Source organism: Streptomyces sp. NPDC048172 (assembly GCF_043202595.1).
Taxonomy (GTDB): domain Bacteria; phylum Actinomycetota; class Actinomycetes; order Streptomycetales; family Streptomycetaceae; genus Streptomyces.
The window spans coordinates 1-14,410 of the sequence record NZ_JBIDAT010000001.1 but is presented as its reverse complement, the minus strand read 5'-3'; the positions used below and the strand labels follow the sequence as shown (position 1 = coordinate 14,410).

The following is a 14,410-nucleotide window of genomic DNA, read 5'->3' as shown; positions in this document are numbered from 1 at the left end:
TGCCTGCTGTTCTGCCTGTCGGGCTACCCGTGCGGTGCTCGACTTGTCGGCGGCGGTGGGGCTCAAAGTGCTCGCTCCCCCATCAGACCGGCCGCACCCTTGGCGAGCATCTCGTCGGCGAGTTCGCGGCCCATGCGCTGCGGGGCCGCCTCGTCGCCGTCGGACGCCGGTACGGGACCGGTGGTGGACAACTGCACCAGCGTGGCGCCGTCGGTGGTGCCGACAACTCCGCGCAGGCGCATTTCGGTGACAACCTGCTCCTCGGCAAGAAGGTCGGCCAGCGCACCGACGGGTGCGCTGCAACCGGCCTCCAAGGCGGCGAGCAGGGTTCGCTCGGCGGTCACGGCGGCCCGGGTGTACGGGTCGTCGAGCTCGGCGAGCTGGGCGGCCAGGTGCGCGTCGGACGCGGCGCACTCGACAGCCAGTGCCCCCTGGCCGGGGGCGGGCAGAACAGCGTCCGGGCTGATCAGCTCGGTGGCCTCGGCGAGACGGCCGACCCGCTGGAGCCCGGCGGCGGCGAGCACGACGGCGTCGAGCTCGCCTGAGCGCACGTACCCGATACGCGTGTCGATATTCCCCCGGATCGGAACGGTCTCGATCTCGACCCCGAACGTCCGTGCCCACGCGTGGAGCTGGGACATGCGGCGCGGCGAGCCGGTGCCGATACGGGCGACGCGCGGAGCGCCGTCACGGATCAGCTCCTGGAAGCCGAGCCCGTCGCGCGCGACCAGCGCGTCCCGTACGTCGGCCCGCGCGGGCACGGCGGCCAGCGTGAACTCCTCGGGCTGCGCGGTCGGCAGGTCCTTCAGCGAGTGCACGGCGAAATCGATTTCACCGTCGCGCAGCGCGTCACGCAGCGCGTTGACGAACACACCGGTGCCGCCGATCTGCGTGAGGTGCTCCCTGCTGGTGTCGCCGTACGTGGTGATCTCGACCAGCTCGACGGGACGGCCCGTGAGCTGACGCACCTCGTCGGCGACCAGCCCGGACTGGGCCATCGCGAGGGTGCTGCGCCGGGTGCCCAGCCTCAGTGCTCGGACCTGATCGTGGTCCGGGGCCTTGCTCATTGCCGCTCCTGTTCGGGATTGCTCACAGCGGCGACCGCCTGTGGGTCGAGGTCGAAGAGTTCACGCAGCGCGTCCGCGTACCCGGCGCCGCCGGGCTCGCCCGCGAGCTGCTTCACACGCACGGTCGGCGCGTGCAGCAGCTTGTCGACGACCCGGCGCACGGTCTGCGTGACCTCCGCGCGCAGCTTGTCGTCCATTCCGTGCAGCCGCCCGTCGAGCCGCGCCATCTCGCTGGCGACGACGTCGGCGGCCATGGTGCGCAGCGCGACGACGGTCGGCGTGATCGTCGCGGCCCGCTGGGCGGCGCCGAAGGCGGCGACCTCCTCCGTCACGATGCCGCGCACGGCGTCCACGTCGGCCGCCATGGGCGCGTCGGCCTCGGCCTCCGCGAGCGACTCGATGTCCACGAGCCGCGCGCCCGCGATCCGGTGCACGGCGGCGTCGATGTCGCGGGGCATGGCGAGGTCGAGCAGCGCGAGCGGGGTCGCCTCCTCGACGTCGGACGCCTTCAGCACGAGCCCCGTGGCGCCGGTGCAGGACACGGCGATGTCCGCGCGCGACAGCTCCTCGGCGACGCCGTCCATGGACAGGGCCCGTACGGCGAAACCGTCATCGCCGGAGCCGGAGCCGGAGCCGGGGCCGTCGCCGGAGCCGTCGCCGTCCCCGGCCCGCTCCTCGGCCAGCGCGGCGGCGAGGCGCTCGGCGCGGGCCAGGGTCCTGTTGGCGATCACCAGTTCGGCCACACCCGCGCGGGCGAGGGTCGCCGCCGCGAGCGAGGACATCGAACCGGCGCCGATGACCAGCGCACGCCTCCCGCGCACCCACGCGGCGACGGACTCGTCGGCGGCCAGCTGCTCCAGACCGAAGGTGACCAGCGACTGACCGGCCTTGTCGATGCCGGTCTCGGAATGCGCTCGCTTGCCGACGCGAAGTGCCTGCTGGAAGAGATCGTTCAGCAGCCGCCCGGCCGTGTGCTGCTCCTGCGCGAGCGCGAGCGCGTCCTTGATCTGCCCGAGGATCTGCCCCTCGCCGACCACCATCGAGTCGAGCCCGCACGCCACCGAGAAGAGGTGGTGGACGGCCCGGTCCTCGTAGTGCACGTAGAGGTACGGGGTCAGCTCCTCCAGGCCCACGCCGCTGTGCTGCGCGAGCAGGGTGGACAGTTCGGCGACACCGGCGTGGAACTTGTCCACGTCGGCATAGAGTTCGATCCGGTTGCAGGTGGACAGCACCGCGGCCTCGGCAGCGGGCTCCGCGCCCACGGCGTCCTGGAGCAGCTTCCCCCGCTCCTGCGCCTCCAGCGCGGCACGCTCCAGCACACTGACCGGCGCACTGCGATGGCTCAGTCCGACGACGAGAAGGCTCATGCCGGCATCACGGCGGGAACGTCCCCGTCAGGTCCGGACTCGGGGCGCTTGGCGGAGGTCGCGGCGGGCCTCTTGGTGACGGTCGCGGCGGGCGGCGCGACGGGGTGCGCGGCACCCTCGTCCTCGCCGTGCGGCTCCTCCCCGGCCTTCCGCTGCTCGTGGAAGGCGAGGATCTGCAGCTCTATCGACAGGTCGACCTTGCGCACGTCCACGCCCTCGGGCACGGAGAGCACGGTCGGCGCGAAGTTGAGGATCGAGGTGATCCCGGCCGCGACGAGCCGGTCGCACACCTGCTGCGCGGCGCCGGCGGGCGTCGCGATCACGCCGATCGACACCCCGTTCTCGGAGATGATCGTCTCCAGCTCGTCGGTGTGCTGCACCGCGATCCCGGCCACGGGCCTGCCCGCGAGCGAGGGGTCCGCGTCGATCAGCGCGGCGACGCGGAAGCCGCGCGAGGCGAAGCCGCCGTAATTGGCGAGGGCGGCGCCGAGGTTGCCGATACCGACGATGACGACGGGCCAGTCCTGGGTGAGCCCCAGCTCACGGGAGATCTGGTAGACGAGATACTCGACGTCGTAGCCGACGCCCCGCGTGCCGTAGGAGCCGAGATACGAGAAATCCTTGCGCAGCTTGGCCGAGTTGACCCCGGCGGCAGCCGCCAGTTCCTCCGAGGAGACCGTGGGCACCGAGCGCTCGGAGAGCGCGGTGAGTGCCCGCAGATACAGCGGAAGACGGGCGACGGTGGCCTCGGGGATTCCTCGGCTGCGGCTCGTCGCCGGTCGATGATTTCGGCCAGTTGCCACGGTGCTCCTGCCGTTTGCGCGAAGCGGTGAGCGGTCGCACGCGAGGCCCCTGCGGCGAAGCCGCACACGGGCTGCAGTTCCGGGACCGCTCCGTCGCGCCCAGGCTATGCCTTTGTGAACGCGTGCACAAAGATAGTGTCCGCTTTGTCCGGCCAACGTGACCGGCGCCACACGTATCAACGGGGACACCCGGCCACACTCCTCACGTATACCCCCCAGGACGGCAAAACGCCCTCGATGGTAATCGAAACCAGCCCGAACTCCGACCACGGAACGGGCAGCTCTCACGCCTCCAGCGCGGCGCGCAGCCGCTGCGGGTCCACCCGCCAGAAGTCGTGCTGAGCGCCGTCGACCAGCACGACCGGAATCTGCTCCCAGTACTTGCGGTACAGCTCCTGGTCCTGGTTGATGTCCTTCTCCTCCCACTGCGCGCCCGTCTCGCCGCACACCCGGACGATCACGTCCCGTGCGACGTCACAGAGATGGCAGCCCGGCTTCCCGATCAGCGTCACGGTCTTCATACGGCCATTCTGCGCCCCTTCACGGGCCCTCCCGACCACCCGCGGTCCCGTCCGTTCACGCGGTGCACGCGCATGGACACTCGCGCGTAACGGGCTTGCCGAACGGGCTGGCTATGCTCGCGGTATGGCCCTTCCCGCATGGCTCACCGCACGCAAGCGCTCCGCCACCGCGCGGAGCGTGCTGGCCGGCGAGGCCGCCGCCGAGGCGGCCCGCAAGCAGGAGCAGGCCGACCAGGCGGCGCAGGAGGCCGAGGCCCCGAAGGACCTCGCGGAGGGCGGCCCGGAGGCCGGGGAGCCGGAGTTCCCCGTCGCCGGGGACACCCACGCGGCCGCCTTCTTCGACCTGGACAACACGGTGATGCAGGGCGCCGCCCTCTTCCACTTCGGCAGGGGCCTCTACAAGCGGAAGTTCTTCCGCAAGCGCGAGCTGACCCGCTTCGCCTGGCAGCAGGCGTACTTCCGGCTCGCGGGCTCGGAGAACGCGGAGCACATGCAGGACGCCCGCGACAGCGCCCTCTCGATCGTCAAGGGCCACCGGGTCTCGGAGCTGATGGCCATCGGCGAGGAGATCTACGACGAGTACATGGCGGGCCGCATCTGGCCCGGCACCCGCGCCCTCGCCCAGGCGCACCTCGACGCGGGCCAGAAGGTGTGGCTCGTCACCGCGGCGCCCGTGGAGACCGCGACGATCATCGCCCGCCGCCTCGGCCTGACCGGCGCGCTCGGCACGGTCGCCGAGTCCGTCGGCGGCGTCTACACCGGCAGGCTCGTCGGCGAGCCCCTGCACGGCCCCGCCAAGGCCGAGGCCGTCCGCGCCCTCGCCACGGCCGAGGAGCTGGAGCTGGAGCGGTGCGCGGCGTACAGCGATTCGGCGAACGACATCCCGATGCTGTCGCTCGTCGGTTATCCGTATGCGATCAATCCTGACAGCAGGCTTCGCGCACACGCTCGCGAAATGGGCTGGCGTCTGCGCGATTACCGCACCGGCCGCAAGGCGGCAAAGGTCGGCATTCCGGCCGCCGCCGGAGTCGGCGCTCTCGCGGGCGGCGCGGCCGCCGCCGCGGCCCTCCAGCGCCGCCGCCGCTAGCGCCCCCACAAGGGATTCCCCCACCTGGCCCCGGCTTCCGGGCACCGGGCACGCGCCCGCGCGCCGGGGCAATTCAAGGCTTTTACCCGCGCCTGTGCGCCGCCAGTCCCCGCCACTGCGCTCGGCCATAACACGTCGCTCATGTGACAAATTCAGTCGCCCAACCGGTCAATACGCCGCGCAGACCCTCGACCGACTGCGACGCCAATCCGTAACAGACCAAACTGAATCGACGATTTCAGCAACTAGGTGTAGCGCTGCCTGTACGAAGCGTTATTCTCCTCAGACGCAATTCGGTACCCATCCGTCCCTACGCCGGGCGAAAGGTCCCGCACTGCACGTGATGGAAGCTCTGCCTCTGGGAGTCCCGTGTACCCACACGTCGGGGTTGACGCCTCGGGCCTGGCTACGCTGCGCACGACAGTCTTCGACCAACTGCGTGCATTCGTCCCCACCGCGTACGCCGTCCCGGTCCTCGCCGCCACAGCCGCACCTGTCCCCGCAGGCCCCTGCTACGCCTTCGCCGACGGCGCCGCGGGCGCCACGACCGCCGCCTCCACGACCTCCGCCGCCAAGAGTCCCGCCCCCGTCGGCAGACGCTCCCGTACGGCCTCCGGCACCGCCTCCCGCAGGACGGAGCGCCGCCCGGCGGCCTCCGACACCGACAGCCGCCGGATGATGGACCTCGTCGAACGGGCGCAGGACGGCGAGGCCGAGGCGTTCGGCCGTCTGTACGACCAGTACAGCGACACGGTCTACCGCTACATCTACTACCGCGTCGGCGGCCGGGCCACCGCCGAGGACCTCACCAGCGAGACCTTCCTCCGCGCCCTCCGCCGCATCGGCACCTTCACCTGGCAGGGCCGTGACTTCGGGGCCTGGCTCGTCACGATCGCGCGCAATCTCGTCGCCGACCACTTCAAGTCGAGCCGCTTCCGCCTCGAAGTGACCACCGGCGAGATGCTCGACGCGAACGAGGTCGAGCGCAGCCCGGAGGAGTCGGTCCTCGAATCCCTCTCCAACGCCGCTCTGCTGGAAGCCGTCCGTAAGCTCAACCCCCAACAGCAGGAGTGCGTCACGCTCCGATTTCTCCAGGGTCTCTCCGTCGCCGAAACGGCCCGCATCATGGGCAAGAACGAAGGAGCGATCAAGACCCTCCAGTACCGCGCCGTCCGCACCCTCGCCCGGCTGCTCCCCGACGACGCGCGCTGACCAGGTCCCCGCCTCCGTCCCCCCGCCCCGTCCCCACCCGTCCCCGTCCCGCCCTCGTCCCAGCACCGCCCCAGGACCCGTTTCCCGGGGCGTTTCCGGCCCTCCGGTCACATCATCGTGACTCCGTAACCCGACTGGCTTGCCGCTCGTTGAGGGGGTTGCAGACTCCCCGGAGCCGTGGCATGCCCGGGCTCACTCACTCCGCTGAGTGGACACGAGCGACCACGCAACCTTCCATATGTGGTGGGGAGTCGACCGTGCTGACGAGAGGAGGTGCCGCCGGTGATCGGATCCGTGTCTACGAGCCGTCGGGCAATCGCCTTCGCCCAGGCCCTGGAAGAGCAGGAGCTCGACGAGGGTGCGGCGGCCGAGGACGAGGCGGCGGGATCCGGCGAGCATGATGCGCTGCTGACCCTGGCCGAGGGGCTTGAGGCCCTGCCGAGGCCGGAGTTGGACCCGGAGGTCAAGACCGTCCAGCGTGCCCAGTTGATCGCGGCGATGGAGACCGCGTTCGCCGAGGGCGCGGATGGGGCGGATGGCCGGTCGGGAGCCGACGGCGCGCAGTTCCCAGGGCAGCGCGGCGCACGCGCCGGTGCCCGCGCGCCGTCACGCGGCGCGCATCGCGCACCCGGTCTGGGCCCGCTGAGCAAGCTCCGCCCCAAATCGCGGCTCGCCAAGGGCCTCACGGCGGGCGGACTGGGCGTGGGAGTCGCCGCGAGTGCCTTCGGCGGCATGGCCGCCGCGAGCACCGACGCCCTCCCGGGCGACACGCTCTACGGGCTGAAGCGCGGCATGGAGGACCTCCAGCTCGACCTCGCGGGCGACGACGCGGACAAGGGCTCCGTCTTCCTGGACCACGCCTCGACCCGTCTCCAGGAGGCCCGGCGCCTCATGGAGCGCGACCGCGCGGGCGAGCTGGACCACGAGGTGCTGAGCGAGGTCCGCAGGACGCTCGGCGGAATGCGGCACGACGCCGCCGAGGGCCACCGGCTGCTCCGCTCCGCCTACGAGAAGGACGGGGACATCGGCCGTATGCAGTCGCTGTCCTCGTTCTCCAAGGGGCACCGCGCGACCTGGACGCAGCTCCGTGACCGCCTCCCGGTCCAACTGACCGATGTGGGCGACGAGGTGAGCTCGGTCTTCGACGCCATGGACAGCGAGGTCACCCCGCTGGAGGCGCTCTTCCCGAGCACCCCCGACGAGGGGAAGCCGCAGCGCCACGAGCGCCGGGACACCCGCGAGCGTACGAGCGAGGAGGCGCCCTCTCCCACCGAGTCGAGCCCCTCGTCGCCGGCCGGCGGGGGCGGCGGCTCGGAGAGTGGGAGCGGATCGCCCTCACCGTCCGACTCCCAGCGCGAGCACGAGGGGCTGATCGGCGGCGGCGAGCTGCTCGACCCGCCCAAGGACGAGCCGGAGAAGGAGCGGCAGCCCTCCGATTCCGGTTCCGGGGACTCCTCGCCCTCGGACGGCGGGGAGCCGGACGTCACCCTGCCGCCGGTCGTCCCGGACGTGCTGCCGGGGCTCGGCCTGGACGAGGGCGACAAGTAGCGCGGAACACCGCGCCTCTCTGGTGCGGCGGCGGTCAGAAGAACACGGACCGCCGCCGCACCAGCAGTTTGTAGAGGGTGTGCTGGATCGTCTCGCGCACCTGGTCCGTCAGGTTGAACATCAGCATCGGGTCCTCGGCCGCCTCCGGCGGATAGCCGTCGGTCGGGATCGGCTCGCCGAACTGGATCGTCCACTTCGTCGGCAGCGGCACGGCGCCCAGCGCCCCCAGCCAGGGGAAGGTCGGGGTGATCGGGAAGTACGGGAAGCCGAAGAGCCGGGCCAGCGTCCGCGAGTTGCCGATCATGGGGTAGATCTCCTCGGCCCCGACGATCGAGCACGGGACGATGGGCGCCCCGGCGCGCAGCGCCGTGGAGACGAAGCCGCCGCGCCCGAACCGCTGGAGCTTGTAGCGGTCGGAGAACGGCTTGCCGAGCCCCTTGAAGCCCTCCGGCATCACCCCGACCAGCTCGCCCCGCTCCAGCAGCACCTGGGCGTCCTCGGTGCAGGCCAGGGTGTGCCCGGCCTTGCGCGCCAGCTCGTTCACGAGCGGGAGCATGAAGACCAGGTCGGCCCCCAGCAGCCGCAGGTGGCGGTCCGCGGGGTGGTGGTCGTGGACGGCGACCTGGAGCATCAGGCCGTCCAGCGGGAGCGTGCCGGAGTGGTTGGCGACGATCAGGGCCGCGCCGTCGTCGGGGACGTTCTCCAGCCCCTTCACCTCGACGCGGAAGTACTTCTCGTAGAGCGGGCGCAGCGCCGTGAGCAGGACCTGCTCGGTCAGCTCCTGGTCGTAGCCGAAGTCGTCGATCTCGTACTCGCCGGTGATCCGGCGGCGCAGGAAGTCCAGGCCGCGCGAGGCGCGCTCCTCCCAGTCCGCACCGAGCACCTTGTCGAGCAGGCCGCCGCCGTCCGCGGCACCCTCAGCGCCGGGCTCCGCTTCCGCTTCCGCCTCGGCCCCCGCCTCCGTGGCGGGCTCGCCCTCGGGGGCGCCGTCCTCGGGCCCGGCGCTCGCGCGCTTCCCGTTCTGGTCCGGCAGGGACGTCAGGGGCGGCTTCCGGGCGCCGCGCGCCCCCTTCTCGCCCCTCCTGCGCCCGTCGTCGAAGGGTATGACCTTCGCGTCAGCCATCCTGGCGCACCTCCTCGTCCCGCTCGTCCCGCTCGTCCCGCAGCAGCGCCGCCACCCTGTCGACCGTACGGGCCAGGCGCTGCGGCGGCAGCAGCCCCTCGCCCCGGGAGTGCGCGAAGGCGGCGAGCGTCTCCTGCGTCGTCCAGCGCGGTGTGAAGCCGAAGACGTCACGGGTGTGGGTCGTCCGCACGACCCGGCCGTGGGTGAGCAGCCGTATCTGCTCGGGGGAGAAGTCCGTGGCGCCCACGGAGCGCAGCGCGCTCCTGCCCCAGCGGATCGCGGGCAGCAGCATCGGCACCGTGGGGCGGCCGAGCCTGCGGGCGCACTGGGAGAGCAGCAGGACGCCGTCTCCCGCGACGTTGAACGTCCCCGCGTTGAGCGTGCCCTTGCGGGGCTCTCCTGCGGCCAGCCGCAGGGCCTCCACCGCGTCGTCCTCGTGGACGAACTGGAGCCGCGGGTCGTAGCCGAGCACGGTCGGCAGTACGGGCAGCGAGAAGTACGCGGCGAGGGGCGTGTCGGCGGACGGGCCGAGGACGTGCGCGAAGCGCAGCACCGTCACGGCCACGTCGGGGCGGCGGCGCGCGAAGCCGCGCACGTACCCCTCGACCTCCACGGCGTCCTTCGCGAAGCCGCCGCTGGGGAGGGCCTTGGACGGGGTCGTCTCGTCGAAGACGGCGGGGTCGCGGGGCGCGGAACCGTACACGCTCGTGGTCGATTTGATCACCAGGCGGCTGACGGTGGCCGACTTCTGGCAGGCGCCGAGGAGCTGCATGGCGCCGATCACGTTGGTCTCCTTGACCGACGCCCGGCCGCCGCCCCGGGGGCCCAGCGGGGTGCCGTTCACATCCATGTGGACCACGGTGTCGACGCCGTGCTCGGCCAGCACTGCGGCGATGTCGGGCTGCCGGATGTCGGCCCGTACGAAGGTGGCGCCGCCCAGGTGGTGCGCGGGCGGGACCGCGTCCACGCCGATGACCCGGTCGACGTCCGGCTCGCGCTGGACGCGGCGCGCGAAGCGGCCGCCGAGCTGCCGGGCCACTCCGGTGACGAGCACGACCTTGCCCAAGATCCCTCCCTGCTGCCCCGACCCCGATTTCGGCTCACCGTATCCGGTGCGTGTTGCGGCGCTGAAAACGACGACCGCCGCCTTTCCCTCCCCACGCGGTGGCGGGGAGGGAAAGGCGGCGGTCAGCTACGTGCGGTGCGCTCGCTCACTTCTTGTTGCGGCGCTGCACACGCGTGCGCTTCAGCAGCTTGCGATGCTTCTTCTTAGCCATCCGCTTACGCCGCTTCTTGATGACAGAGCCCACGACTACCCTCGCTCACGGATCATCCCCACGAATGCGGGGAGAACTCATTTCGATTCACTCGGTGCGGGGCGTCCGAGCCCACACGACCTACATGGGGTCAGCCTACCGGGCACCGAGTAAAGGTCGTAATCCGAGGGTCGCCGAGGGACTCCGGATCAGTCCGAGCCGGTCACACCCGATGCCGGCTCAAGCGCTCTCCACCCCCACATAAGACTCTTGGAGATACTCATGGACAGCCTTCTCCGGGACCCGGAAGGACCTGCCCACCCGGATCGCCGGCAGATGACCGCTGTGCACCAGGCGGTACACGGTCATCTTGGAGACTCGCATCACGGCGGCGACTTCCGCCACGGTCAGGAACACGACCTCGTTCAGAGGCCTCTCGCCAGCAGCCATGTCACACCTGAACCTTCCGCACATGTCGGGCACCGGCTTCCCCTCCGGTGACTCCTGCTCGCATGTGCGCTCCTCCCCAGATTAGGGGCGGGTGATGCAAGTGGGGAAGAGGAGTAGCGATCGGCCGCCTACTGTGACAGACACGCTCGATTGAGTACATAGCGAGTAAGCGGGCGGTAGTAATCGGACCGCGCAGCGTCATCAAGCGGAACTGCGACGGCAACCCGCCCCTCGGCCTGCCCCACGAAGAGCGCCGGATCGTCCGTGTCCGCGGGCCCGATGGCCTCGATACCGAGCTGACCTGCCCCGCAGGCCCAGCCGTGGTCCCCGATGACCAGCTCGGGGAGGGGCCGCCCCTCGGTGGCCACGGCGGCGAGCGCGGTCCTAAGTGGCAACGGGGAGTGCGTGTGTACGCGGGGCGTGCGCGGGCCCGGCCGGGCGCCGGTCGCGTGGACCAGAGCGACTCCCCGTACGTAGGAGAGGTTGCACTGACGTACCCCGAATCGGGTCGCTATGTCGATACGTCTCCCCTGCGCCGGTGCTAGAACCTCACACCCTGCCGCCGAGAGGGATGAGGCCAATGTGGCGTAGAAGTCCAGGAGTCGGTCCGGGTGGCCCGTCCCGAGGAGGACCGGAGCGCGTCGCTCCGCGACCCGTCGCAGGCAGTCGGCGAACGAGTCGAGGGCCGCGATGGTCCGTTCGGGATCAATCGTGTCCGGTCCGGAAACCTTCTCCAGATCTGCCGATACCCCGCACGACGCGGCCATCAATCCGATCAGTTCCGGAACCTTCCACTCACCTTCGGGCTCCAGGCCGATCAGCGCGCGGGGATCACGCGCCGAGAAGAGACGGTACCGGCCGAGGCTCTTCTCCCTCGACGTCGCCACCGTCCCGGCGAGCCCGGTCGCGAGCAGATGCGCCCGCAGCGCGTCCACGCTCATGCTGACCACGGCTCCCATGCTGCGGCGCGCGGCCACCGGACGGCGCCGTCAACGCGGCACGGCCACCCCCCGAACGGGCATCCGGTTCCAGATCCTTGCCAACAGGGTTGCCCTGGTCTTGGGGCTGGGCAGGAGCTGCCCCGTGCGGTGCCTTGCAGACTGCGGCCGCGTCGTGGCTTGTCGCGCCCACGCGGCGGAGCCGCATGTCGACACACAGCCCCGCGCCCCTGAGGCCTCAGGGGCGCGGGGAACTGCGCGAGCAACCCTCCACAACCCGCAGACTGCGGCGGACAGGCAGGGGCAGCCCCTGCCCAGCAGCCCGCCGGATACGGCTTACGGCAGCAGCCCGTGCGCGGGGAAGACCGAGCGTCGCGTCGTCAGCACCGCCTGGTCCAGCGCGTCCGCCGGGTCGTAACCGGCCTCCGCCCAGCCGCGCCACGCGGGCTCGCGCCCGTCCGTCATCCGCAGCGGCCCGCCGGCCTCGCCCGTACGCGCGTACACCTCGCGTCGCCACTCCCCCGGGACCTCGGCCGTCGGCTCGACCGGAGCGCCCGCCGCGACCGCCGTCAGATGCGTCCAGGTGCGCGGCACCACATCGACGACCGCGTAGCCCCCGCCCCCCAGCGCCACCCAGCGCCCGTCCGCGTACGCGTGCGCCCAGTCGTGCGCCGCGACGGCGCCCGCGCGCTGGGCGTCGACGCTCAACGTCAGGTGCGCGAGCGGATCTTCGAAGTGCGTGTCGGCCCCGTGCTGGGTGACCAGCGCCTGCGGCCCGAACGCCTCCAACAGCTCGGGCACCACCGCGTGCAGCGCCCGCAGCCAGCCCGCGTCGCCCGTCCCCGGCGGCAGCGCCACGTTCGCCGCTGAGCCCTCCGCCGCGTCCCCGCCGCGCTCCTCGGGCCAGCCGGTGCCGGGGAAGAGCGTGCGCGGGTGCTCGTGCAGCGAGATCGTCAGTACGCGCGGGTCGTCCCAGAACACGGCCTGGACCCCGTCGCCGTGGTGCACGTCCATGTCGACGTACGCGACACGTTCGGCGCCCAGTTCGAGCAGGCGCGCGATGGCGAGGGCGGCGTCGTTGTAGACGCAGAAGCCGGAGGCGGCGCCCGGCATCGCGTGGTGCAGCCCGCCCGCGAAGTTCACCGCGTGCAGCGCCTGTCCGCCCCACACCGCCTCGGCCGCGCCGACCGACTGCCCGGCGATCAGCGACGAGGCCTCGTGCATCCCCGCGAAGGCCGGGTCGTCCACCGTCCCGAGCCCGTAGTGCTGCTCCGCGGCGGCCGGGTCGAGCGAGGCCCGCCGCACCGCGTCGACGTAGTCCTGCCGGTGCACGAGCCGCAGCGTCGAGTCCCCGGCCGCCTTCGCCGAGGCGACGGTCAGCTCGGGCGTACGGTCGACGCCCAGGGCCTCGACCAGCCGCATGGTCAGCGCGAGCCGCACCGGGTCCATCGGATGGCCGGACCCGAAGTCGTAGCCCGTGACGCCCTCATCCCACATCAACCGCGCGCGACCGCTCATGCCCGCCACCGTATCGGTCGTCGTCGGCCGCGAACGAGCGCGCGTACACGAGCGTCACCAGCACCAGCAGCATCGGAACGATCATCGCGCCCCGGTAGCTCCAGGCGTCCCCGAGAGCCCCGACGAGCGGAGAACCGATCAGGAAGCCCACATAGTTGAAGATGTTCAGCCGCGCGATGGCCGTGTCCGAAGCATGGGGGAAGCGCCGCCCCGCGGCGGCGAACGTCTGCGGCACCAGCACGCACAGGCCCAGCCCCAGCAGCGTGAACCCGGCGATCCCGCTCCACGCCCCCGGCGCCACGGCCACCACCGCGAAGCCGAGCGCGGCGCCCACGGTCCCCGCGCGTACGACCGCCACGGCCCCGAACCGCCGTACGCCCAGGTCCCCGACGGCCCGCCCGATCAGGGTGGTCACCATGTACACGTTGTAGGGCACGGTCGCGAGCTGCTCGGAGCTCCCGAGCACGTCCTGGAGGTACTTCGCACTCCAGTTGGAGACAGTCGAGTCCCCGATGTACGCGAAGGTCATCACGAGACAGAGCGGCAGCAGCAGCTTCATGGAGACGGAGCCCCCGGACGCCTCCTGGCCCTTCTCACTCTCCTCCGCGGGCGACGCGTCGACGTACCAGCGACTGGCGACGAGGGCGAGCGGCAGCAGCACGGCCACCACCGGCCCGTACAGCGTGACGAGCGCCAGGTCCCAGTGCGCGCCGGCCCACGCGAGCGAGGCGCCGACGATGCCGCCGAGGCTGTACGCGGCATGGAAGCTGAGCATGATGCTCCGCCCGTACGCGCGCTGAAGGCTGACGCCCAGCATGTTCATGGACGCGTCGAGCGCGCCGACCGCGAGCCCGAACACGCCGAGGGCGACCGCGAGTTGGGCGACCCCGTGCACACCGCCCGCGGCGAGGAGCGAGAGACAGACGACGGGCTGGGCCGCGCGCAGCACCACGCTCGGCCGCACCCGCTTCACCAGATGCTCGGTGCCCACGCTCCCGACCCCGGCCAGCACGGGCACGGCCGCGAGGAAGACCGGCAGCAGCGCGTCGGAGATGCCGTACCGGTCCTGGATCGCCGGGATGCGCGTCACGAGCAGCGCGAAGACGGCTCCCTGGACGAAAAAGCTCACGGCCAGGGAGGCGCGGCCCCGCGAGAGGTGCCCTTGTGTCATGGGCGCTCAGCGTAGAACTCGTTGCTACGCGTGGGTAGGTGCGGGGCGAAACAAAAAAAGCCCCGTTGACACTGACCGTGTCAACGGGGCTTCTTCTATGTTTAGTTCGGCGGTGTCCTACTCTCCCACACGCTCCCGCATGCAGTACCATCGGCGCTGAAAGGCTTAGCTTCCGGGTTCGGAATGTGACCGGGCGTTTCCCTCACGCTATGACCACCGAAACACTATGAAACACACAAACCGGTTCGTCTTCACGGTTGTTGTCTCAGAACCTACACAGTGGACGCGAGCATCAATGGACAAGCCCTCGGCCTATTAGTACCAGTCAACTCCAGCGGTTACCCGCCTT

Annotated in this window: 14 protein-coding genes and 1 rRNA gene; 3 read left to right on the top strand and 12 right to left on the bottom strand. The window is 71.3% G+C overall.

Translation table 11 applies throughout. The annotated features are described in order from the left end of the window. Positions 1–62: 62 nt before the first annotated feature. The 4 genes from hemC to ACGF3A_RS00060 form a co-directional block, all read right to left on the bottom strand. Positions 63–1,067 carry a hydroxymethylbilane synthase gene (gene hemC, locus ACGF3A_RS00075; protein ID WP_393724146.1) on the bottom strand — a complete coding sequence of 335 codons (1,005 nt, stop codon included), beginning with the start codon at positions 1,065–1,067 and terminating at the stop codon, positions 63–65. Next, a complete protein-coding gene (locus ACGF3A_RS00070; protein WP_393724145.1) occupies positions 1,064–2,434 on the bottom strand; it encodes a glutamyl-tRNA reductase in 1,371 nt (456 codons plus the stop codon). The genes hemC and ACGF3A_RS00070 overlap by 4 nt, the downstream gene beginning before the upstream one ends. Then, the gene (locus tag ACGF3A_RS00065) at positions 2,431–3,237 is read right to left on the bottom strand and encodes a redox-sensing transcriptional repressor Rex (protein WP_393724143.1); all 807 of its coding nucleotides are present in this window, start codon (positions 3,235–3,237) and stop codon (positions 2,431–2,433) included. Before ACGF3A_RS00065 ends, ACGF3A_RS00070 begins: the two co-directional genes overlap by 4 nt. Positions 3,238–3,521: 284 nt before the next feature. Beyond that, positions 3,522–3,758, bottom strand: a complete 237-nt coding sequence (locus ACGF3A_RS00060; RefSeq protein ID WP_393724141.1) for a glutaredoxin family protein — start codon at positions 3,756–3,758, stop codon at positions 3,522–3,524. Between the two features lie 124 nt (positions 3,759–3,882). Here ACGF3A_RS00060 and ACGF3A_RS00055 point away from each other — a divergent pair, with 124 nt between their 5' ends. The 3 genes from ACGF3A_RS00055 to ACGF3A_RS00045 all read left to right on the top strand — a co-directional run bounded on the left by ACGF3A_RS00055 (position 3,883) and on the right by ACGF3A_RS00045 (position 7,605). Further along, the gene (locus ACGF3A_RS00055) at positions 3,883–4,845 is read left to right on the top strand and encodes an HAD family hydrolase (protein WP_393724139.1); all 963 of its coding nucleotides are present in this window, start codon (positions 3,883–3,885) and stop codon (positions 4,843–4,845) included. A gap of 369 nt (positions 4,846–5,214) precedes the next feature. Further along, positions 5,215–6,057 (top strand): ECF subfamily RNA polymerase sigma factor, BldN family, encoded by an 843-nt coding sequence (locus ACGF3A_RS00050; protein WP_393724137.1) that lies wholly within the window; start codon positions 5,215–5,217, stop codon positions 6,055–6,057. Between the two features lie 282 nt (positions 6,058–6,339). Continuing rightward, a complete protein-coding gene (locus tag ACGF3A_RS00045; protein ID WP_393724135.1) occupies positions 6,340–7,605 on the top strand; it encodes a DUF5667 domain-containing protein in 1,266 nt (421 codons plus the stop codon). A gap of 34 nt (positions 7,606–7,639) precedes the next feature. Here ACGF3A_RS00045 and ACGF3A_RS00040 read toward each other — a convergent pair whose 3' ends face one another. The 8 genes from ACGF3A_RS00040 to rrf all read right to left on the bottom strand — a co-directional run bounded on the left by ACGF3A_RS00040 (position 7,640) and on the right by rrf (position 14,282). Continuing rightward, positions 7,640–8,728, bottom strand: coding sequence for a lysophospholipid acyltransferase family protein (locus ACGF3A_RS00040; RefSeq protein ID WP_393724133.1), 1,089 nt, complete (start codon positions 8,726–8,728; stop codon positions 7,640–7,642). Continuing rightward, entirely contained in the window at positions 8,721–9,794 is a 1,074-nt protein-coding gene (locus ACGF3A_RS00035) for an NAD-dependent epimerase/dehydratase family protein (protein WP_393724131.1), read from the bottom strand. The genes ACGF3A_RS00040 and ACGF3A_RS00035 overlap by 8 nt, the downstream gene beginning before the upstream one ends. Before the next feature lie 145 nt (positions 9,795–9,939). Next, positions 9,940–10,038 (bottom strand): 30S ribosomal protein bS22, encoded by a 99-nt coding sequence (locus tag ACGF3A_RS00030; RefSeq protein ID WP_003948845.1) that lies wholly within the window; start codon positions 10,036–10,038, stop codon positions 9,940–9,942. Positions 10,039–10,224: 186 nt separating this feature from the next. Then, positions 10,225–10,434, bottom strand: coding sequence for a helix-turn-helix domain-containing protein (locus ACGF3A_RS00025; RefSeq protein WP_344528488.1), 210 nt, complete (start codon positions 10,432–10,434; stop codon positions 10,225–10,227). A 128-nt stretch (positions 10,435–10,562) separates the two neighbouring features. After that, positions 10,563–11,375 carry a phosphatase gene (locus tag ACGF3A_RS00020; RefSeq protein ID WP_393727051.1) on the bottom strand — a complete coding sequence of 271 codons (813 nt, stop codon included), beginning with the start codon at positions 11,373–11,375 and terminating at the stop codon, positions 10,563–10,565. Between the two features lie 333 nt (positions 11,376–11,708). Next, complete coding sequence (locus ACGF3A_RS00015; protein WP_393724128.1) at positions 11,709–12,890, bottom strand: acetoin utilization protein AcuC; 1,182 nt, start codon at positions 12,888–12,890, stop codon at positions 11,709–11,711. Next, positions 12,859–14,061, bottom strand: a complete 1,203-nt coding sequence (locus ACGF3A_RS00010) for an MFS transporter (RefSeq protein ID WP_393724126.1) — start codon at positions 14,059–14,061, stop codon at positions 12,859–12,861. The genes ACGF3A_RS00015 and ACGF3A_RS00010 overlap by 32 nt, the downstream gene beginning before the upstream one ends. A 104-nt stretch (positions 14,062–14,165) precedes the next feature. Next, positions 14,166–14,282, bottom strand: a 5S ribosomal RNA gene (gene rrf, locus ACGF3A_RS00005). Positions 14,283–14,410: the final 128 nt, after the last annotated feature.